The 21,640-nt window shown below is 38.7% G+C and carries 18 protein-coding genes; 2 read left to right on the top strand and 16 right to left on the bottom strand.

Annotated elements, in window-relative coordinates; all coding sequences use genetic code 11:
- Window positions 1–31: 31 nt before the first annotated feature.
- Window positions 32–1,045: a nitronate monooxygenase gene (locus MKX72_RS01585; protein WP_098112280.1), complete on the bottom strand. Its 1,014-nt coding sequence runs from the start codon at window positions 1,043–1,045 to the stop codon at window positions 32–34.
- A 272-nt stretch (window positions 1,046–1,317) separates the two neighbouring features.
- Window positions 1,318–2,382 carry a lactonase family protein gene (locus MKX72_RS01580; RefSeq protein ID WP_028412510.1) on the bottom strand — a complete coding sequence of 355 codons (1,065 nt, stop codon included), beginning with the start codon at window positions 2,380–2,382 and terminating at the stop codon, window positions 1,318–1,320.
- Window positions 2,383–2,715: 333 nt separating this feature from the next.
- Between MKX72_RS01580 and map the strand changes: the two genes are divergently transcribed.
- Window positions 2,716–3,462 (top strand): type I methionyl aminopeptidase, encoded by a 747-nt coding sequence (gene map / locus MKX72_RS01575; RefSeq protein WP_025752900.1) that lies wholly within the window; start codon window positions 2,716–2,718, stop codon window positions 3,460–3,462.
- A 26-nt stretch (window positions 3,463–3,488) separates the two neighbouring features.
- Here map and MKX72_RS01570 read toward each other — a convergent pair whose 3' ends face one another.
- The 12 genes from MKX72_RS01570 to gatC form a co-directional block, all read right to left on the bottom strand.
- The gene (locus MKX72_RS01570; protein ID WP_155008612.1) at window positions 3,489–5,294 is read right to left on the bottom strand and encodes an ATP-binding protein; all 1,806 of its coding nucleotides are present in this window, start codon (window positions 5,292–5,294) and stop codon (window positions 3,489–3,491) included.
- Between the two features lie 23 nt (window positions 5,295–5,317).
- On the bottom strand, window positions 5,318–6,304 hold the full coding sequence (locus tag MKX72_RS01565) for a BMP family ABC transporter substrate-binding protein (RefSeq protein ID WP_033580822.1): 987 nt from the start codon (window positions 6,302–6,304) through the stop codon (window positions 5,318–5,320).
- Between the two features lie 171 nt (window positions 6,305–6,475).
- A complete protein-coding gene (locus tag MKX72_RS01560) occupies window positions 6,476–6,706 on the bottom strand; it encodes a helix-turn-helix domain-containing protein (RefSeq protein ID WP_013055062.1) in 231 nt (76 codons plus the stop codon).
- 13 nt (window positions 6,707–6,719) lie between these two features.
- Window positions 6,720–9,458: a GTPase domain-containing protein gene (locus tag MKX72_RS01555; protein WP_155008611.1), complete on the bottom strand. Its 2,739-nt coding sequence runs from the start codon at window positions 9,456–9,458 to the stop codon at window positions 6,720–6,722.
- A gap of 195 nt (window positions 9,459–9,653) precedes the next feature.
- Entirely contained in the window at window positions 9,654–10,469 is an 816-nt protein-coding gene (locus tag MKX72_RS01550) for a YitT family protein (RefSeq protein ID WP_013055060.1), read from the bottom strand.
- Between the two features lie 226 nt (window positions 10,470–10,695).
- On the bottom strand, window positions 10,696–10,908 hold the full coding sequence (locus MKX72_RS01545) for a hypothetical protein (RefSeq protein WP_080963428.1): 213 nt from the start codon (window positions 10,906–10,908) through the stop codon (window positions 10,696–10,698).
- Window positions 10,909–11,051: 143 nt separating this feature from the next.
- Window positions 11,052–11,489, bottom strand: coding sequence for an SMI1/KNR4 family protein (locus MKX72_RS01540; protein WP_047751759.1), 438 nt, complete (start codon window positions 11,487–11,489; stop codon window positions 11,052–11,054).
- Between the two features lie 175 nt (window positions 11,490–11,664).
- Entirely contained in the window at window positions 11,665–13,038 is a 1,374-nt protein-coding gene (gene rlmD, locus MKX72_RS01535; protein ID WP_047751760.1) for a 23S rRNA (uracil(1939)-C(5))-methyltransferase RlmD, read from the bottom strand.
- Window positions 13,039–13,133: 95 nt separating this feature from the next.
- Window positions 13,134–14,066: a diacylglycerol kinase gene (locus MKX72_RS01530; protein ID WP_028410196.1), complete on the bottom strand. Its 933-nt coding sequence runs from the start codon at window positions 14,064–14,066 to the stop codon at window positions 13,134–13,136.
- A gap of 234 nt (window positions 14,067–14,300) precedes the next feature.
- A complete protein-coding gene (gene gatB, locus MKX72_RS01525; RefSeq protein WP_013055057.1) occupies window positions 14,301–15,731 on the bottom strand; it encodes an Asp-tRNA(Asn)/Glu-tRNA(Gln) amidotransferase subunit GatB in 1,431 nt (476 codons plus the stop codon).
- 14 nt (window positions 15,732–15,745) lie between these two features.
- Entirely contained in the window at window positions 15,746–17,203 is a 1,458-nt protein-coding gene (gene gatA / locus MKX72_RS01520; RefSeq protein ID WP_013055056.1) for an Asp-tRNA(Asn)/Glu-tRNA(Gln) amidotransferase subunit GatA, read from the bottom strand.
- A 16-nt stretch (window positions 17,204–17,219) separates the two neighbouring features.
- The gene (gatC, locus tag MKX72_RS01515) at window positions 17,220–17,510 is read right to left on the bottom strand and encodes an Asp-tRNA(Asn)/Glu-tRNA(Gln) amidotransferase subunit GatC (RefSeq protein ID WP_013055055.1); all 291 of its coding nucleotides are present in this window, start codon (window positions 17,508–17,510) and stop codon (window positions 17,220–17,222) included.
- A gap of 365 nt (window positions 17,511–17,875) precedes the next feature.
- Between gatC and MKX72_RS01510 the strand changes: the two genes are divergently transcribed.
- Window positions 17,876–18,361, top strand: coding sequence for a DUF3920 family protein (locus tag MKX72_RS01510; RefSeq protein WP_047751762.1), 486 nt, complete (start codon window positions 17,876–17,878; stop codon window positions 18,359–18,361).
- 55 nt (window positions 18,362–18,416) lie between these two features.
- Here MKX72_RS01510 and MKX72_RS01505 read toward each other — a convergent pair whose 3' ends face one another.
- Complete coding sequence (locus tag MKX72_RS01505) at window positions 18,417–19,610, bottom strand: CamS family sex pheromone protein (RefSeq protein ID WP_155008610.1); 1,194 nt, start codon at window positions 19,608–19,610, stop codon at window positions 18,417–18,419.
- A gap of 13 nt (window positions 19,611–19,623) precedes the next feature.
- Window positions 19,624–21,630 (bottom strand): NAD-dependent DNA ligase LigA, encoded by a 2,007-nt coding sequence (gene ligA / locus MKX72_RS01500; protein ID WP_028412523.1) that lies wholly within the window; start codon window positions 21,628–21,630, stop codon window positions 19,624–19,626.
- Window positions 21,631–21,640: the final 10 nt, after the last annotated feature.

The following is a 21,640-nucleotide window of genomic DNA, read 5'->3' as shown; positions in this document are numbered from 1 at the left end:
GCACTTAAAGCAAGCAACACCGTAATTCTCATCATTCATTTAGTTCTTGTACAAGCTCTTCCACAATAAGATGTGCAGGCAGTTCTTTTGCCAGCGTAAATCCAGTTCCTGCCCACAAAGAAGTGTACTCTGGATTATTCATTTGTGTAGCTTTTGTTCGAATAGGCTTTGTCATGTAATGAATATGAGGGTAAGCGGATGGTGCTGATTTATCATAGGAAATAAAAAAAGCATTCACAAATCCTCTAGCACGTTTCCCTGTAAAAGCTCTTGTAACACCTGTTTCATTAAAACGCTTTTGAAGAATGCTTTCTTTATGAAGAGCACTCGCTCCGCTTTCTGGACAACAAATAAAAGCCGTACCTAACTGCGCAGCAGAAGCACCTTCCTGTAACACGCGTTTAATGTCAGACCCCGTCATCAAGCCTCCCGCAGCAATTAATGGCTTTTTAGTGATTAGACGGACTTCTTTTAGCAAATTTATAAGCGAAAAGTCCACCGAACTCTCTAAAAAAGTAGACCGATGGCCGCCGGCTTCAATTCCTTGCAAGCACAGCACATCTGCTCCTGCTCTCAAAGCCACTTCGGCTTCTTGAGGTGTTGTAATCGTAACGAAAATATGACTTCCAATTCCCTTTAAGCTTGCTACGATCTCTCGATCCGGGCACCCAAATGTAAAGCTCACAGCAGGTACTCGATGTTTTTGAATGATGTCGAGCTTGGCACTCCATTCATCATCATCATTCTTTGGTATGCCAACTTGACACTCCAAATATCCAGCGGCTTTTGACAATTCTTTTTGATAACAATCAAGTGCATCAACTGCTACTTTTTCATTTGTCGGAACAAACAGATTTACTCCAAAAGGTTTTTTCGTAAGTGAATGCATCTCTATAATTTCCTGCTCCAATTCACGCGCACTTTTATATCCAGCGGCTAAAAATCCTAGCCCTCCGCTATTAGATACAGCTGCAGCTAGTTTAGGCGTCGAAACTCCTCCTGCCATAGGAGCTTGTACAATTGGATACTCACATATATTTTCCACACTTATCACCTCAGCCCTTCATGCGTTCTCTCTTCATTCTACTACAACACCAGAAAAAAAAGCCCTCCAAAAGGGCTTTTCTTCCATATATAGATTATGCTCATTTCAAAAATTGGGATCATAAATGACGCTTAGGAATGCGGACTACCTGACTATTCCCTCAAAGGTTCACCTATGCGGATGGCACTAACCCCGAAAGGAGAGTGACAGCCGCTTAGGTTTAGAAAGCCAGACCTGATTGTTTTTGGATCAGGTCTGGCTTTCTACATCGATTACTTATAGTGGAGGAACTTTACGCATACAGCTTCTGGAACCGTAACGTTAGATTGAAGAAGCGTTAGCTTTCCATTTTCTTGGTCTCTTTCAAACAGCACCAAGTTTCCTGTCTCTTGATTAGACGCCACAATAAATTGTTCCGTTGGATCTAAAACAAAATCGCGCGGCCAGTCGCCTTCAGTGCCTGTCCATTCTACGAATGTTAACTGTCCAGAATCCTGGTCTACTTTGAATGTTGCAATCGAGTTATGTCCGCGGTTTCCTGCATAGACAAAGCGGCCGTCTGAAGAAATGTGGATCGCACTCCCTTGATTATTTTCTGTAAAATCAGCCGGAATTGCTAAAGTAGCTTGTTGTTGAGTAAAGCTTCCTGTGCTTTCGTCATACGTTAAAAATAAAACTTCGGAGCTGAATTCTGTCATTGCATACGCATAGCGGCCATTTGGATGGAACGTTAAATGTCTAGGGCCCGAACCAACAGATGTAGAAAGGCTGTTGACTTCCTTCAATTTATTCTCTTCCACTTCATATGTCACAATTTCATCAATACCTAGGTCTACAACCGCCACGTGCTTTTCTCCAGGAGTAAAATCGGCATAGTGTACGTGTGGTTTTCCTTTTTGTCCTTTTTTGAGGTCTGAATGAGGATGTTCCACTACGGATGCTACATATTCAATTTCTCCTGTTTCTTCATTAACAGAATACGTCTCAACGCTCCCTTTATGAAAGTTAGCAGATAAAACAAGCGTATTATCTTCATTCACTGAAACGTAGCAAGGAGGCGCGCCGTCTAGCAGCTGTTTGTTTACAAACTTCAATTGCCCTGTGTTTGGATCAACCTTAAAAGCAGCTACTCCGCCTTTTTCTCCTTCTTTAATAACTGTATAAAGATGTTCGTTGTCTTTGCTTGCATTTAAGTATGTAGGATTTTCAATTTTAGCCACGGCTTTTACTTCTACAATTTTTTTAGCCTTCGTATCTAACGTAAATGTATAGACACCTTCACTACCTGCTTTTGTATATGTACCTGCAAATCCAATAAATTTTCCATGTTCACTCATTTTCCTATACCCCTCCTAAAGAATTGTTTTGTTTCATTTATTTTACTATATCATACCGCATTTGTTATAGAGAATGCTCCAATTCAACGTTCATTTATCAGTTTTCCCTACATGCCTAGCGTCAAACCCTTCCTTTTTAAGCCTGCATCTTGCATTTTCCTACCATTGGGCGTTATGATTAAGGATGATTTTATATCGCCCAATAGCAGACGGTTCCTGTATTTCTTAGATTTTCAAGCAAAGAAGAATGGGCTGATGAATAGTCGACTTCCATCGCTATAACCGCTGCTCAACTTTTTTCGTAAAGTTACATCAAAAAAGGAGTGAACAACAATGATCACATTAAAAAGTGAACGCGAAATTAATTTAATGCACGAAGCAGGTAAATTATTAGCTTCTTGTCATAAAGAAATCGCTAAAATGATCAAACCAGGCATAACAACAATGCAAATTGATAAATTTGTTGAAGAGTACTTAGCAAAGCACGGAGCAACGCCGGAACAAAAAGGATACAAAGGATATCAATATGCAACGTGCGCTTCTTTAAATGATGAAATTTGCCACGGTTTTCCAACAACTAAACCGTTAAAAGACGGGGATATCGTAACCATTGATATGGTTGTAAATTTAAACGGAGGCTTAGCAGATTCTGCATGGACTCATACCGTTGGAGACATTTCAGACGAAGCACAGCGTCTAGTAGATGTTACATACGAAGCGCTTTTAAAAGGAATCGAGCAAGCACAGCCAGGAAACCGTACAGGTGACATCGGCCACGCTATTCAAAGCTATGTAGAAGGCGAAAAATTCTCTGTCGTACGCGACTTCACAGGACATGGAATTGGAAATACCATGCACGAAGCGCCTACAATTCTTCACTACGGAAAAGCTGGCAAAGGTACACGTTTAAAAGAAGGTATGGTTATTACAATTGAGCCAATGGTAAACGCTGGTACATGGCATTCTAAAATGGATAAAAACGGTTGGACTGCTCGTACAACAGACGGTAAATTATCCGCTCAATTTGAACATACGCTTGCGATTACGAAAAACGGTCCTCTTATTTTAACAGCACATTAAAAAACAGCCCTTTTGAGGCTGTTTTCTTAATGTAGAGGAAATTTAATAACAAAAACTGTGCCGCGGGAAGAAGTAGATAATAATTTAATCTGTCCTCCGTGGCTTTCTAGAATACGCTGAGCAATGGGCAGACCAAGACCTGTGCCGCTATCCTTCGAAGTGGAAAAAGGCTGGTACAGCGACTGCTGCATATGAACCGGAATACCTTTTCCAGTATCTTCAATGTATAGACAGTAGCTATCTTCATGAACCTGCGAGTAGATTGTAATGACTCCTTCTCCATCCATGGCTTCCATACTGTTTCGAATTAAATTATGAAGAACTTGTTTGATTTGTTTTTCATCTACCTTTAATACATGCGGCTGCAAATTCACATCGAAAATAAGCTTATCTTTTTCTGTAAATTTGCTTGAGTGAGTAATCAAAGGCAATAACTCATTAATAATATCCTGCATGCTGACTTTTTTCATCACCGGAGTCCCAGGTTTTGATAACAACAGCATTTCTTCAATGATGTAATTGATCCTCTCTAGCTCTTTCATAAGCAGAGGCAGGTAAAAACGCTTTTTCTCCTCATCAGAAAGAGACTGATTCATAAGAGATATAAATCCATGAATCACGGCAAGAGGATTACGAATCTCATGAGCAGCTCCGGCTGCCACTTCTCCAACCAAGGCAAGTTTCTCAGACTGATGCATTCGCTTTTCTAATTCTTCGGTATCCGATATATCAATGAAATAAAAAATCCTTCCAATGCTTTCGTTCTTCTCATTAAACAGCTGCGTTTGAGAGGCTAAAAAGCAATAGCACGTCTCTTTCGTTCCAAATAATACTTTTTTATTTTCGTGAATTTCTCCCGAATTCAACATGCTCCAAAATTCAGTATTATATTCAGGACATTCCTTCATATACCGGCAAATATCCTTTTCATCGAGATCTAAAAACTGTTTTGCTGAGGTATTAGCAAATATACTATTTGTCTCATCTTCTATTGTGATAATTCCAACAGGCAGTGAATTTAAGATCTGCTGGCGATATGCTTTATCTTTAATGATTTTCCAAAATGAATCTTCTAAACTAACCGACATTTGATTGATAGAAGCCGAAAGCTGCTTCAGCTCGATTTGCTTTGTGTCTTGAAGAACAAGACCGTATTCTCCGTCTGCAATATCATTCACTTTTTCAATCATTTGTTCAATTGGTTTCGTAAGGCTTGCACTCATACGATAAGAAACATAAAGAGAAGCCACAATAGCACTTACTGTTAAAATTAATAGTAAAATTAATGAATCTTTAATAATGACAGACAGTGTATCTGATAGTGTATCAAGTGAATCAACCGTCTCTTCTTTTGAACTATTAATATCTTTTTTTATCTGATGCAGATCCGGCAAATAATTTCTCTTAAGATACTCTTTTGCTCCCTCTATATCTCCGTACTTCAGCAGTCCCTGCACGTTATTAGAAATCTTGAAATCAAGCAGCTCAATTTTTTCCTTCAGTGGAATCAACGATTTTGGCACAGGCTGCTTATACTTTTCATTGTCTTCAATAACTCGTGTATCATATGATTGATATTCTTCTATCAAAGAGACAGTGGGGTTCTTTAGATTATTTTTCACAATGTATTCTTTTATGTTCAGCTGCTCTTCCCAATAAGAAAGCCACACCATTTGAGGAACATCTTCATCTTTAATTTCGTTGCTTACATGATTCATTTTATCAATGGCATGCACTAAAACTAAAGAGAACCCGCTTAACATGAATGTAATCAAAAGAAGAATCGTTAATATTTGGCTACGGAATGACATGTTGCGAAATAATTGATTCATAATCATCTCTTTCTTTTTCATAGTTACTTCGGCTGTGTAGACATTCTAACTTTCGAATATAATATTTGTTTTTCTTGTTTACTGTACATTGGTCCAAAAGGCGCAAGCTTATAAACACCATCCCGGGCATCAAGTTTGACTTCTCCAGATCGAAGGCCCTTTTTACTAAAATAGTCTTTCATAATCGCGTTGTAAGCTTGAGGAACATCATTTATCACACTTGTTAAAATAACAGACCTCCCCATATACGCCTGATCATCTAAATATCCTATTACGTACATTTTTTGTTTTTTCGCTTCTTGAATCACTTCTTGATTATATGAATTTCCTTTAGCATAGACGATATCGACGCCTTCATCTTTTAACTCACGGAGCAGCTTTACTGCTTTTGCTCCATCGTCTCGGCTGTTTACCACTCGATAATAAAAAGCAATTGAGGAATCAGACGCTTTTAGGCCTTTTTCAAACCCTGGATTTTTTTCGCGTGCTTCAAATGCATCAATTAATCCAATTTTTTTCGTTTTTGTCTTCATGGCAGCTGCCGTGCCTGCCAGATACTCTATTTTTGTTTGATCAAATGTATATACAGTTTGGTTTTTATAACGTGAAGTACCGTGAATGGTGACGAAATGAACATGAGGATACTTAGGAGCGAGTTCTGTAAAAACGGTAGAAAATTCTCTTCCATGTCCAATTACGACTTTTGTTCCATTTTGAATAACTTTTTCAGCAGCTTCCTTCATTTTTTGGTTCGTATTTACTTCGCTAATAACTTGAGCCGAAACGGGGTACTTCTGCTCGATGTTGATTTTTCCTTTATAAGCTAGACTGCCCCAGCTTTGATCTGTCAGTACATCAGAGGTGAGAATTGCAACGCTTGTGTTTTCTACTTTTTTTGTCGTTTGCTGACTTATAATCCCTTGTGTTTTCGAAACAATAATAATTAAAAACGAAGCGACAACAATCAGGGCAAGCAATAAAATCAGCCTTAACTGTCTTGATCGTTGCATAGACCTTCTCCTTTTTGTTTAGCATACTTTCATTATATAAAAAAAGCATCTAAAAAGACTACATCTTTAACGAAATTCCAACTTTTTTCGACATTTCTTTCATATCTTACCTTTTTTAACACTTTCACTCCAAAAGAAAAAGCAGAAAACATCTGTTTTCTGCTTCGGCCTTCAATCTTCATCTTTTACGTCCATATCTTCAGGGATTGGCTCATTTAGGTATTCTTCAATTTGTTTTTTATACTTTTCCATTTGCTCTAAATGAGTGTTAAACTGCTCTTTATTTAATAAGTAGTTTTCACCATCAAATATAGCCCTTACTTTTCCTTCTTGAATCAATTTCTGTACATATTCTTCAGGAAAAGATAGATACTCTGCTGCTTCTTTTATCGTTAAATACATCCTGCTCCACCTTTTAGACGTTATAGTGTACTTCTTCTGTAGCTTTAACCATTAAATCATACTGACGCAAGCGAAGCTGGAATAATGTTAACGGATCATAGTAAGCTTCAGGATTGGCTTTCATATGACTTAATACGTCTTGATTTTCATTAATATGCGCCTGTGTTTCTTCAATCGTTTCTTTTAGAACCTCTTTTGGCTTTTCAAAGAATAGTTCAATATCAACTTCTAAATTTTTCTCAAATAAATTAAATTGCATAAAAAACTTTGCCAGCATAGATTCTGTGATATCTTGATAGTCTTGACTTTCAATGTACTTTTTATATTGATTATAAAGCAGCGTTTGATTTTGAAGAATGGAAGAAAACAGTTTCCCTGCTCCTTTTAACAAAAGCTGCGTTGGATTAACGCGAAGTAAAATATTTTCTTCATCCAGCTGAACCCGATTAGCCATACGATTAACGTCGCGGCGCCAGTCGTCCAGCACTTTAAAATCGCAGGCTAACGTTAATTTTTGCTCATTGTACATCTTATTTAATGACTCTGCTACTTCTTCAATATCTACTTGACTCGCAATCAGCTCTTCATTTGATGTAGCAATCCAGTCCTTTAAAGAAATACGGAACTTAGGTAGGACATCTTGCTGCAAGTGCTCTTCCACGCGCATATTCATTTGTTTATTCAGCTCAATATGAACCGTACTAAAATCACTGTCTTCCTTCACTAATTCTGAAGACTTTTTGAGTAAACGAGGAATTTTATTTTTTAGCTTTTTGCTGATATCCTCTTTGATGCCGTGATAAGCCGAAACAATACTACTTGCTTTTTCTTGTTCTAAGTCATCCACTCGATGCAAGAAGCCATTTAATCGCACAAGCATATCTTCGTTCCATTTAATACTTTCAATCAAATGATTTTCTGTGTGATTTCTCTTCTCCACTAAGCCCTTTAGCATGCTTTGAATAAAGAACAGCAGTCTGCGCGCACGCTCTTCTACTCCAACGTCGTTTGGATCGTAATAGAAATTAGCTTTAATAAACTGAGCCAAGTCTCCGTGGTGCTGACTCGATACGTAGTGAGGCGTATAGGCTAATACATGCGCCTGCGGGAAATCAGCGCCAATGCTTGCCTCAAATTCTTTTGTAATTCGCTCAATCGTTGCTTGATTATAAAGACTGTCCATATTGTTGATGACAAAATGAACTGGCGTATTTGGCGCATATTCTTTAATCTCCAGCAATAATTCTCTTTCTTCATCAAGCAGCGATTCTTTTGCATCAAGCACAAACAGTAAACCATCTGCTAAAGGAGCATATTTAAATGCATCCTGCTCACGCGCCTCTTGTTCTGTAAAGCTTGGCGTAACAATGCATGAACAATTATGCTTATCAAGGAACGCAAAAGGTTTTTTCACTTCTACAAGCGCCTGGTGAGAAGATTGCTCCGCTCCGTCAATCGTTTCCATCGGAATGATTTCTTGATCAGCGATTTGCTGGATAGATTCTTCTTCATCATGAATGAACACAAAGGTTGTTTCATGATTTTGCGGTACCTTTTCTTCTGTAATCGATCCCACAAATGAAGACGTTGCAGCATTTGTTCCTGTAATTAATAAGTGTGTCGTATGAGCATCTAATAAAAAGTCTACCCACCATTTAAAGGTGTGCCCCACTTCTAAACCATTTTCATTAGCCCATTTAATAATGCCATGGCAAAGTTTGTAGTGATATTCAAGACCATCAATGTCGTTACGCGCCTCAAAAATTAATCTGCCTGCATTTTCGATTGTAATGGTATCAATAGTTGACGGAAACTTTTCATTCCATGAAAGCACGGCCGCAGACGGAAATAACGCACGTGACTTATTAGTAATTTTAAGCCAGTTTGTTAATACGTTCGGAATGACTTCATGCAATTCCTTTACAGAATGATCACTTTCCATTAAGTCAGTGTACGTCTCTTGATAAAGAGTTGAAATCTCTTGCCAATAATCATAGAGACCCACTTCAATATTCAAGAAAATATCATTGATGGTTTTAATCCAAGCAAGATAAGGAGGCTGACTCTTATATTGTTTCCATAAAGCTGAGACAAGCTGTTTGAAATATACTTGGTCCACTTTGTAAAATGAAATCATCACTTGATAAAAATAGTTAGGGATAAAGTTTGCTGTATATCCTTTATCTACGTAAGTCTTTAATACCGCAAACCAATTCAGCGATTCTGTTCGAATACACTCATCTACTGCAAGCTCCACTGCGCTATTAAAATCTTCTTGCTCTTCATAAAATCTTCGCGCAATCGCCGTGACGTTTGGATAATCCGGCTGAGAAGCAACCAGCTCGTTAATAACTTCATAAGCTCGTTCAATATTGTTATGGTCCGTATAAAGCGAAAACAGCTTTAGCGCTATTTCAGCTTTTAATACTTTTGAATCCGTTTCGATGGATAGGTAAAGCTCTTCAGCGAGCGTAGACAACCCCAATTCATAATGTGCGTCGGCTGTATTTTTCTTCGCCCACAGCTTAAAGTCGCCATTTACATTCTCCCACTTAAAAATCGCGGATTCAAAATCTTGATTGTGGAAGTACACTTCTCCCTGAGCTAAGCGAATGAGCGATAAGTCGTACCACTCTTTTTGCTGCTCTTCGTAATAAGCTTGTCCAAGGACTTTTACAGGCGGCTGATTTTCATTTTCTTGCATAAACGTTTCGTAATATTTCTTTTTCGTTAACTGATATTCTACCGTCATATAGTCTCTCCTTTTTGATGTCAATATTTTATGTACTCTATCAAATTCCCTTTTTTATACTTTTCATACACGATATTTTCTTACTCATATTTTACGCAAAAAAAGCCTCAAGAACTACTCTTAAGGCTTTTTTTATAACTTTTATACTATAAAAATGGCTATTTATCATAAATCGGCGCTGAAATAACAAATATATTAATAGGCATCCCGTCGAAACAGCCCCATTACTTCTACCGTTTCCGTAATATTTACGAAAGCTTCAGGATCCACAGATTGAATTAACTGCTTGAGGTTTGCAAGCTCATAGCGTGAAATCACCGTCATTAATATTTTACGGTCTTCTCTTGAATAAGCTCCTTCACCGTTCATTAACGTCACACCGCGCACCAAATTCGTAAGAAGCTGCTGCTTCATTTCTTCGCCTTTTCTCGTAATAATGGTTAACGTGAGCTTAATGTGGCGAGTATGAATCGCATCCACTACTTTTCCTGTGACGAAAATCGAAAGCATCGTATATAAAGCCGCGTCCCAATTCACAAAGAAACCTGAAACAAATACGACCACGGCATTCATCGCTGATAATATAGCGCCAAGCGGAAATTCTTTTTTATGCGTAAGAAGCATCGCAATAATATCAAATCCACCTGTTGAGGCTGACTGACGAAAAACAAACCCTACGCCAATTCCAGTTAAAACTCCTCCAAAAACAGCTGACAGAATAGGATCTGTACTCACAGCTCTCAAGGGAATCACGTATAAAGCAATTGATAAAGCCACAACGGACAGCAGCGTATGTAAAACAAACCGCTTTCCTAACTTCATAAAACCAATAATTAAAAGGGGTAAATTCAACAAAAAATTCATTGTTCCCGTGCTTGCAGGCGTTAAAATTCCTATAATCATAGCAATACCGCTAATGCCGCTGCTTAGCACTTTATGGGGGATTAAAAACCAATTGTATGCAAATCCAATTAACACAGAACCCGCTATAATAGCAATTGCTCTATACATGATGTCCCTTCACCTCTTACCACAAATATAATGTTTTCATTTATTGCTTCTTTATTATAATTCCTAAAATATTGAAAACCTTAAAAAAAGTATATTCAGAAATTTGCTGTGTTGGTGGGGTGGACAAACGGCAAAATAAAACGGACATACAAGCGAATAATGCTTTTATATCAAGCTTTTGCTGCTTTTGGTATAAAAATGCTAACTTTACCTTTTCCGTACTTATTTAACCTAAAAGAAGTTGAGACATCATAATGAAATGAATCTGATTTAAAGGCGAACAACTAGTATAGATGAGCTTGTATGGAACCGCAGTTGATTTCCGTGCAAGACTTCGCTTTCCGCGGGCGGCCGCTGAGCCTCCTCGTCGCTTGCGCTCCTGCGGGGTCTCACCTGTTCCGCTTTTCCCACAGGAGTCTTCGCCTTGCCCTCCAATCAACTGCTAGAAGGAACGAAACAGACGACACTTATTTGCCCTAACAAAAAAATAAACCACGAATCAAACATGTTAATTAATGGTTCGTTTTTTACTTGGGTTAAAATACTTTTGTCCCAGCCTCTTGGTGGAAAGTTATTTTAATTTTATTCTTCTTCATATAAACCGTTAATAAATTCTTCAAATGAATGGGCGACGAAAAAAATACTGCTTTCAGGATTCTCATATGCTAGTTCATGATTTATAAAAACGATAATAGGCCGCTGAGAGTTAGAACGGTAGTCAAAACATACATGATTATCCGCTATGTCATATCCAAATGGGTAAATACCATCAACTAGCTGGTATTTAATATCATGATACACGTTTAAAATGTAATCCTTTTTCTCCTGATTAAAACTTAGTAAGTGGTAAAAAGAACATTCTCTCTGTCCAACATTAAATCCATCAGCTGAAGGTTCTCCACCATGATACTTTGTTACACATTCAATAAAGTCGATTGGAAACAATACATCCCATACTTTTTCTACATTCAAAATGGTTTCTAAACTTACCTCTTTTTCATCCGTTTCCCACGTAATCAATTTGCTTCCTCCATTTTGCCTTATGTATATTTAGGAATCTTTTTACTCCCATTTATAATTGCTTTTATTTGTTTCTCTATAAATCTTTTAGTATATTCCGTACTGTATTAAAAATAAAAGCCAATATAAAACACCACTACCATTCCTAATGATAGTGGTGTTTCAAACAATTTTCTTATTTTAATGTAAGCACCGCCACATTCTCCACATGCGTCGTATGCGGGAACATATCAACAGGCTGAACTTCAACCGTCTCATAGCCGCCTTTTTCTAGAATAGCTAGATCACGCGCAAGAGTTGCTGGTCCGCATGAAACATAGACAACTTTTTTCGGCTTCATCTCGATGATGGTATTTAAAAGGGCTTCGTCGCATCCTTTTCGCGGTGGATCTACGACGATGACGTCCGCTTTGATGCCTTGTTTGTACCAGTTTGGAATGACGACCTCTGCTTCGCCTACTTCGAATTCAGCGTTGTGAATACCGTTTAGCTCAGCGTTGCGCTTTGCATCTTCAATCGCTTCAGGCACGATTTCAACGCCATATACTTTTTTCGCTTTTTGAGCGAGAAATAACGAGATTGTTCCGATTCCACAGTAGGCGTCAATGACCGTTTCTTCTCCTGTTAAATCTGCATACTCGAGCGCTTTGTCATAAAGCACTTTCGTTTGCTCAGGGTTTACTTGATAGAATGATTTTGCTGAAATGGCAAATTTAACGTCGCCGATATAGTCGTAAATATATTCTTCTCCCCAAAGTACGTTCGTTTGGTTCCCTAAAATGACGTTCGTGCGCTTGCTGTTGACGTTTTGAACAATTGATTTCACGTTCGGCACGGCTTCGATAATGTCTTCTATAATACGCTTTTTGTTTGGCAACTCAGCTGTACGAGTCACAATTACAACCATAATTTCACCCGTTACAAGTCCGTAGCGCGCCATGATATGACGAAGCGAGCCTTTATGCTTTTGTTCTTGGTAAGCAGAAACCCCATGCTTTTCACAGATTGATTTGACAGCTTGAACAACATCATCATTTGCCTGCTGCTGAATCAAACAGGCATCCATGTTAATGATATCGTGGCTTCGCTGCTGATAAAATCCAGCGACCAAACCGCCTTCTCGCTCTGCTACGGGAACTTGAGCTTTGTTTCGATAGCGCCAAGGATCGTTCATTCCTAGCGTCGAATGTACCGGAACGTCAGGTAAATGGCCAATTCGCGCCATGACGTCTTTTACTTGCTTTTGTTTAAATTGCAGCTGTCCTTCATAGCTTACATGCTGCAGCTGACAGCCTCCGCACTGCTTGTATACCGGACAGGGTGCTTCAACACGCTGCTCACTAATTGTATGGTGCTTGATAAGCTTGCCAAACGCATAGCCTTTTTTTACTTTAATGACTTTTACTTGGCCGCTTTCGCCGGGCAGCGCATTTTGAACGAAAATAGGAAATCCGTTCACTTTCGCTACACCCGCTCCGTCATGCGTTAAATCTTCAAACGCAACATCTATATATTCATTTTTTTCTACAGGTGGTTTTAATTTTTCCATTTATCGTTACATCCTTTTAGTCATTTGAAAATGCTGAACTGATTGTACCATAAGAGCGAAAGCCAAACAAAGGAAAGCATGAAAAAAGATCGCAATTAGGCGATCTCATTTTTTTCCATCAATTCAGCTGTTGCTTTTGGAACAAAGATTTCTACATGGCGATATAAGTTTACAAATTCCCCAGGCAATAACCCACCGTACTCGCCATCTAGATTTAGCTGCATTTTATCATTCGTATGAATTTTAACACGGTTCGCTTTTGTATAAATAATATGAGGATCATTGATATGTTCTCCTCGCAGCGCAAGTGTCGCAATTCGAATAAACTCAGCTAAATTTGCTTTCTTTAAAATAATTAAATCAAACATGCCGTCATCTAAAGAAGAGTCTGGTGCCAGCTTTTCAAAACCGCCGACTGAGTTCGTTAAGGAAACGAGGAAGAACATAATCTCGCCGCCAAAGAATTTTCCGTCATACTCAATTTCAACGGATGTTGGTTTAATAGAAGGAAGCATTTCCATGCCTTTTAAATAGTAAGCTAGCTGTCCAAGCATTGTTTTTAACTTGCTTGGCACTTCATACGTTAATTCAGTTAAACGGCCGCCTCCGGCGATATTTACAAAGTAATGCGTTTCTCCGTCGTTTGTTACACAGCCTAAATCAATTGGCTTCGTTACACCTTCTACAATAACATCAACAGCGCCTTCAATTGTACGCGGGACATTAATGGCACGAGCAAAGTCATTGGTTGTTCCAACAGGAATAATACCTAGCTGCGGACGATAGTCTTGTCCGGCAATACCGTTTACGACTTCATTGATGGTACCGTCTCCACCGGCTGCAATTACAACATCAAAGCGGCGCTCTACTGCTACTTTGGCAGCTTCTGTTGCATCGCCAGCGCAAGTTGTAGCATGACAAGATGTTTCGTAGCCTGCTTGCTCTAGCTTTTGCAAAACTTCCGGTAAGTTTTTCTTAAAAATTTCACGGCCCGATGTCGGGTTATAAATAATTCTCGCTCTTTTCATATTCATCATCCTAATAATGATAATTTGTCACAAATCTTTGCCTACTTTTATCAGTGAAAGAATGCCCCCTCACATTACATCATCAACAAGAGGGGGCATGAACAAACATATTATAAAGAAATTAACCTTGATATACAATATTCACGTTTCGGTTTTTATTCATACCTTCAGCGCGATCGCCCTTACTCATAATAAATGTGAGATGGATACCCACCTCACATTTAGTTATCAAATTTAGCGTTTATTAATTTCTTCTAAAAGAATTTTATTAACCATCGGTGGGTTCGCTTGACCTTTTGAAGCTTTCATAATTTGACCAACTAAGAAGCCGATTGCACGATCCTTACCGTTTTTGAAATCTTCAATAGACTGAGGGTTTGCATCTAATGCATCTGTTACGAATTTACGTAAAGTTGCATCATCAGAAATTTGTACAAGACCTTTTTCTTTTACAATTTTCTTTGCATCTCCGCCATTTTCAATTAATTCTTTGAATACTTTTTTCGCAATTTTAGACGAAATTGTACCTTCTTGAATTAATTGAATCATACCAGCTAGACCTTCAGGTGTTAATGCTACATCTGAAAGTTCTTTTTGATTTGAGTTTAAGTAAGCAGAAACTTCGCCCATTAACCAGTTAGAAGATAGCTTAGCATCTCCGCCTGCAGCAAGTGTTGCTTCAAAGAAATCAGACATTTCTTTTGTTAGCGTTAATACCATTGCATCATAAGCAGGTAAGCCAAGCTCTTCTACATAGCGCTTTTTACGAGCATCTGGAAGTTCAGGAATCGAAGCACGAACGCGTTCTTTCCACTCTTCGTCGATGTGTAATTCTAATAAGTCAGGCTCTGGGAAGTAGCGGTAGTCGTCAGATCCTTCTTTTACACGCATCAGAATTGTTTCACCCGTAGACTCATCAAAACGGCGTGTTTCCTGCTCGATTAGGCCACCAGACAATAACACTTTTTCTTGACGAATTTCTTCGTGTTCAAGACCGCGGCGCACATAGTTAAATGAGTTTAAGTTCTTTAGCTCAGCTTTTGTACCAAACTCTTCTTGTCCAACTGGACGTAAAGAAATATTGGCATCACAGCGAAGTGAACCTTCTTCCATTTTACAGTCAGATACGCCTGTATATTGAATGATTGATTTTAGTTTTTCTAAATAAGCATATGCTTCTTCAGGAGAACGCATATCTGCTTCCGATACAATCTCAATTAGAGGTGTACCTTGACGGTTGAAGTCTACTAGTGAATAGCCATCGCCTGTATGCGTTAACTTACCAGCATCTTCTTCTAAATGAAGTCGGTTAATACGAATGCGCTTCGTTTCACCTTTCACTTCTACTTCAATCCAACCGTTCTCGCCAATTGGTTTATCAAATTGAGAGATTTGATAAGCTTTTGGGTTATCCGGATAGAAATAGTTTTTACGATCAAACTTTGTATCTGTTGCGATTTCACAGTTTAGCGCAAGCGCCGCTTTCATTGCAAAATCAACTGCTTCTTTGTTTAACACAGGTAGTACGCCAGGATAACCTAAGTCAATTACACTTGTGTTAGCATTTGGAGCCGCACCAAATGCGTTTGGACTTGCTGAGAAAATTTTAGATTTTGTCTTAAGCTCAACGTGTACTTCAAGACCAATAATCGTTTCAAAGTTCATCTTTATCTCACCCCTTACAGTGCTGGTTTCGCTTTATGATGCTCAGTTGCTTGTTCGAATGCATGAGCAACACGATAGATTGTGCTTTCGTCGAAATGCTTACCGATAATTTGTAACCCTAATGGCAATCCATTTGATAAGCCGCAAGGCACAGAAATACCAGGTACTCCAGCAAGGTTTACTGGGATTGTTAAAATATCGTTTGCATACATTGTTAATGGATCATCTGTTTTCTCACCAATTTTGAATGATGGAGTTGGTGTAGTTGGTCCAATGATAACGTCATAGTTTTCAAATACAGACTCAAAGTCTTGCTTAATTAACGTACGTACTTGCTGTGCTTTTTTGTAGTAAGCATCATAATAACCAGAGCTTAACGCAAATGTCCCAAGCATGATACGGCGTTTTACTTCGTTTCCAAAGCCTTCGCTTCGAGACTGCTTGTACATTTCGATTAAGTTCTCAGCATTATCTGTACGGTATCCGTAGCGAACGCCGTCAAAACGAGATAAGTTAGCAGACGCTTCAGAAGAAGATAATAGATAATACGTAGCTAATGCGTATTTAGAGTGTGGAAGCGATACTTCTTCCCAAGTTGCGCCTAGTCCTTCTAACACTTTTAGTGCATCTAAAACAGACTGGCGAGCTTCTTCGCCCACACCTTCGCCTAAGTATTCTTTTGGAACAGCAATTTTAAGGCCTTTTACGTCACCTGTTAAAGCAGATACATAATCCGGTACATCAACATTAGCAGAAGTAGAATCCATTGGGTCTACGCCTGAAATTGCTTGAAGTAAGTATGCATTATCTTCAACAGAATTTGTGATTGGTCCGATTTGATCTAAAGAAGATGCAAATGCCACTAATCCGTAACGAGATACGCGACCATACGTTGGTTTTAATCCAACAACACCGCAATAAGCAGCTGGCTGACGAATTGAACCACCTGTATCAGAACCTAAAGAGAACGGAACTTCGCCTGCTGCTACAGCTGCAGCTGAACCACCGCTAGATCCACCCGGTACGTAATCTAAATTCCATGGGTTGCGCGTTAACTGAAGACCTGAGTTTTCAGTTGAAGAACCCATTGCGAATTCATCCATATTTAATTTACCGATTGTTACTGCTTCAGCTGCCTGCAGTTTTTGAACAACTGTTGCATCATAAATCGGATCAAAGTTTGCTAGAATTTTACTAGAGCAAGTTGTACGTAAATCTTTTGTGACAATATTATCTTTTACACCGATCGGCATACCAAATAATAGGCCAAATTCATCTTTTGTTTGTAATGCTTCATCTAGCTCTTTTGCATAAGCACGAGCATTGTCTTCATTAAGCGCTAAGAACGCACCTACTTTATCATCTACTTCATTAATACGTTTGTATGATTCGTCTACTAAATCTTGTACACGTACTTCTTTCTTGTGTAAAAGGCTATGTAGTTCTGAAAGTTTACGATCGAATAAAGACATCGTAAAGCCTCCTTCCTTATTCTAAAATAGTTGGTACTCGAATGTAGCCATCCTTGTGGTCTGGCGCGTTTTTTACTACGTCTTCAATTGGTAAGCCTTTAGCTGGCTTATCTTCACGCATCACGTTTTTCATATCCAATACGTGAGAAGTTGGTTTTACATTTGTAGTATCTAGCTCATCTAATTGTTCTGCATATGTAATAATAGCATCTAATTGTTTTGTAAATAGTTCTGCTTCGTCATCCGTCACCGCAAGTCTCGCTAAGTTTGCAACGTGTTTTACTTGATCAACAGAAATTCTTGACATGTTCCTTCACCTCCGAATATTCGTCCCACTACAATATACTGATAATACCAAACTTCACTAGCAACAGGCAACATTTCTGAGACTAGTTCCTAAAATATTAAAAACCCCGCCAGACAAGACAGGGCTTACATTTATCACTTCTATTTTATACCAAATCTATTTCATTCAAACAACATTCCATACTTTTCCTTCGTCATAAAATATTTCTCTCTTGCATAGGTATAAAATAACCTTCTTTTTAGAAAAGATAGATAGAAAGAGAAACATGCTTTAGAAGAACACACCACCATGTTTTAATTTCACTAGTCTTTGGGAAAGTAAAGAAAACGAATAACTACTTTACCGTAAAAGAGGTGCTATAAAAATTGAATAAAATACTTATACAGTCAGTCATCCACCAGCGCCCTGTGTATCAGCAAAGCGGAAGATGGTTTGTATTAGATGAAGAATTCAAGTGGGATTTATCCACCTTGCAAAAAGATGTTTTTGCTTGTTTAAATAAAGCCTTTCATATTCCTATCATTTTTTGTGATTCATGTGAAGCCAATAAAATTGTCTCCGCTCTCGGAGAAGAAGAAGCAGAATACCTGCAGTTTGCCTCAGGTGTTTACTGGCGAGAAGTCGGCATTATATTTATTTTTAAATTTGATGACTACCTTCCGCTTGTTGAAACCATCTTTCACGAGCTGCGTCACTATATTCAAGATCACATCCCTTATTATCAGAAAGAATTTGAGCTGGATAAAAAACGCCCGTATGAAGAGCGGACAACCGAACAAGATGCATTTGCATTTGCTGCTTATTATCTTGCTAAGTTTACGAGACAAAATTCTCACGCCATTTCTTCATAGGAGGCAATTTCATAGAATTAAAAAAAGACACTGCTTGAGCAGTGTCTTTTTTTGCTTACTCTTCGTAAATATGAACGAACGGCTTGTCTTCATCTGCTTTTCTAACAATGAGAGCTTCCGGTCCGCTTACTGAGTTAATAGAGATACTCGTTTCCATATATGAAGGGAAATGATCAAGCATTAAACCAGCAACGTACTGAGTAAATCCTACAATTTCACCTTTTCCATAAAATTGTACGGGAATATCAATCGTCATTTTTTGAAGCTGTCCATCTTTGTAATACCCTTTCCCTACTACGCTTGTAAAGTTTGGGAAATAGTCTTCGATTTGCGCTTTAAACTCATCAAACTTCATCGCATCATCTCGGTGATCTTTTGTTGCATCTGATGATGGGAATAAATAATATTGCTCGTCTAAATTATCCCAGCTGCCAACGGCCGTATCATTTGAACCTGCATTTCCGACAGCTATAAAGTTACCCGGTGTTAAAGAGGACTTAGCACTTTGTTTGAATAATGCTACTCGAACTGGAACATTTTCTAAGCCTTTGATGTTGCGCATACGCTTAACAATTTCATCTGCCATTTGCTTTCCTTGCGCTTCAATCTCTTTATTTGTAAGCTTCACTTCACGTGCATAACCATTTTCCTCTGTATAATAATGAACAGAATTCATCGCTAAGCCAATTGTGACGCCTCCAAGTTTTACCTTGTCGTCTCCGTCTTGAATAAGGTAGTCTTGTTCAGTAATGTTCGCTAAGTACATTGGACTTGTTTCGTTACGAGTTTTCAAATCGCCTTTTTCTGTATCAATTGGGTTTAACCCAGTGTTTTTAAGCTTCTTTTTCGCCGTATCATCTTTTGCTTTGCTTTGAAGATCTTTAAACTGTTTATCACTCAGCTTACGGCTTAACCATGAGCGAATAGTATCTTTATCAAGATACTGGCCTTCTTGATACACATATTTTTTCGGAGAATAGCTATCTGTCGATAAGCGCATTAAGCCTGTTTCAAATTCTTGCGCATCCAAGCGGTTATTTAAGTTTGCTGCTACTAAGCCTCTTGCCACTCCCGCTTTAAATGGAAGAATTGTTCGGTAATAATCGTCTGAAATACTATACTTCGGAATAACTGCTTTTTCTTTCTTGTTGTTGGTTTGTTGAACAGTCTCTTTATCGTCCGAAAGCTTCGGTGCACACGCTGAAGTTACAAGCATGACCGCAAGAGAAAGTAACAATATCTTTTTCAACTACACACACCTCTTATTTATTTAGTTCCGTAAGTAGCCTTGCTTCATCCCATACTTCAATTTCAAGCTCGTTAGCTTTTGTCAGTTTGGAACCAGCCTCTTCCCCTGCCACAACAAGGTCTGTCTTTTTACTTACGCTTCCTGTGACTTTACCGCCAAGTGCTTCAATTTGTGCTTTTGCCTCATTGCGAGATAGCTGTTCAAGCTTACCTGTTAATACAACGGTTTTACCAGCAAAAACAGAATCTACATTTTCTACACTTACAAGCTTGGGTCCTTTGTATGTAAGGTTTACTCCATACTCTTTTAATTCATGTATAAGTTCTTGAACCTCTTCTTGTGTAAAGTAAGCGACAATAGCATCAGCCATTTTGGCACCAATTTCATTAATTGCCACTAATTCATCATACGTTGCTTTTGTTAACTTGTCTATGGTTTCAAAGTGCTGAGCTAACGTCTTTGCAGCTTTTGCTCCAACGTGGCGAATGCCCAAACCAAAAAGCAAACGCTCAAGTGAATTTTCTTTAGAAGCTTCGATGGCCGCAATCAAATTATCAGCAGATTTCTCACCCATGCGCTCAAGCTCGATTAACTGCTGTTTTGTCAGCGTATAAATATCTGCTACATCTTTAATTAACTGTTCACGAAATAATTGTGATATAACTTTTTCACCAAGTCCATCAATGTTCATCGCATTGCGGGACACGAAATGAATAAGTCCTTCACGAATTTGAGCAGGACAGCTTGGATTAATGCAGCGAAGCGCAACTTCTCCTTCTAAACGTACCAGTTCACTTTCACATTCAGGGCAGTGAGTAGGCATCGTAAACTCTTGCTCTTCTCCCGTTCGCTTCTCTTCAATCACATTCACTACTTCAGGAATAATATCTCCTGCTTTTTTCACCACGACATAATCTCCGATGCGAATGTCCTTTTCACGAATCAAATCTTCATTGTGAAGAGACGCACGCTGTACCGTCGTACCTGCTACTTGAACCGGCTCCAAAATAGCTGTTGGCGTAATGACACCTGTCCGGCCTACCGTCAGCTCAATATTTACAAGCTTGGTTACAACTTCTTCAGCAGGAAACTTATAAGCAATAGCCCAGCGTGGACTCTTGGCCGTTGTTCCAAGCTCAGCCTGCTGATCAAATGAATCTACTTTTACAACAATGCCATCAATATCATAAGATAGTTCTGGACGTTTCGTTTGCCAGCTTTCGATATAAGCAATCACATCATCAATGGTTTCACACGTCTGTCTTTCTTTATTTGTTTTAAAGCCAAGATCATCGAGTAAATTCAAACTTTCGCTGTGAGAGTCGATTTCTAATTCTCCTGTATCAGTCATGGCATAGACAAAGATATCTAAATTACGTTTTGCCGCAATTTTAGGATCTAGCTGACGCAGTGAGCCAGCAGCTGCGTTACGGGGGTTAGCAAACGGAACTTCATCTCTTTCCATTTTTGCTTCATTAAGTGCTTCGAATGATTTCCTCGGCATAAATGCTTCTCCGCGAACTTCCATTGATAACGGTTCTTTAATTCGCAGTGGAATCGAGCGAATTGTTTTTAAGTTTTCAGTAATATTTTCACCAGTCGTACCATCTCCGCGCGTAGCACCCAGCACTAAGTATCCATCTTCATAGCGAAGAGATACAGCAAGGCCGTCAATTTTAAGTTCGCATACATAAGAAAACTCGTCTTCAACGGCTTGGCGCACTCGGCGATCAAAATCTCGAAGGTCTTCTTCATTAAATGCATTTCCTAAACTTAGCATAGACGTTTGATGCTGAACCTTCTCAAACGCATCGAGCACTTGGCCACCGATGCGCTGAGTAGGTGAGTCAGCTGTTTTTAATTCTGGAAACGATTCTTCTATTTCAATTAACTCATTCATTAATTTATCGTATTCTGCATCTGGAACAGATGGCTGATCTAACACATAATATTCATAACCATATTGATTTAATAAGTCACGTAATTCTTGAACTCGTGATTTTGCTGTCTCAAACTCCATATTCTAGCTC

Source organism: Priestia sp. FSL R5-0597 (assembly GCF_038006305.1).
Lineage (GTDB): Bacteria > Bacillota > Bacilli > Bacillales > Bacillaceae_H > Priestia > Priestia zanthoxyli.
This window is presented reverse-complemented; position numbering and strand designations above follow the sequence as displayed.

Coding starts and splice junctions, on each gene's coding strand:
- rlmD (WP_047751760.1), bottom strand. CDS start 13,038: ATGGAAAAATTAAAACCACCTGTAGAAAAAAATGAATATATAGATGTT.
- MKX72_RS01555 (WP_155008611.1), bottom strand. CDS start 9,458: ATGACGGTAGAATATCAGTTAACGAAAAAGAAATATTACGAAACGTTT.
- MKX72_RS01580 (WP_028412510.1), bottom strand. CDS start 2,382: ATGAGTGAACATGGAAAATTTATTGGATTTGCAGGTACATATACAAAA.
- MKX72_RS01570 (WP_155008612.1), bottom strand. CDS start 5,294: ATGAATCAATTATTTCGCAACATGTCATTCCGTAGCCAAATATTAACG.
- gatC (WP_013055055.1), bottom strand. CDS start 17,510: ATGTCAAGAATTTCTGTTGATCAAGTAAAACACGTTGCAAACTTAGCG.
- map (WP_025752900.1), top strand. CDS start 2,716: ATGATCACATTAAAAAGTGAACGCGAAATTAATTTAATGCACGAAGCA.
- gatA (WP_013055056.1), bottom strand. CDS start 17,203: ATGTCTTTATTCGATCGTAAACTTTCAGAACTACATAGCCTTTTACAC.
- MKX72_RS01550 (WP_013055060.1), bottom strand. CDS start 10,469: ATGTATAGAGCAATTGCTATTATAGCGGGTTCTGTGTTAATTGGATTT.
- gatB (WP_013055057.1), bottom strand. CDS start 15,731: ATGAACTTTGAAACGATTATTGGTCTTGAAGTACACGTTGAGCTTAAG.
- MKX72_RS01530 (WP_028410196.1), bottom strand. CDS start 14,066: ATGAAAAGAGCGAGAATTATTTATAACCCGACATCGGGCCGTGAAATT.
- MKX72_RS01560 (WP_013055062.1), bottom strand. CDS start 6,706: ATGTATTTAACGATAAAAGAAGCAGCAGAGTATCTATCTTTTCCTGAA.
- ligA (WP_028412523.1), bottom strand. CDS start 21,630: ATGGAGTTTGAGACAGCAAAATCACGAGTTCAAGAATTACGTGACTTA.
- MKX72_RS01565 (WP_033580822.1), bottom strand. CDS start 6,304: ATGCAACGATCAAGACAGTTAAGGCTGATTTTATTGCTTGCCCTGATT.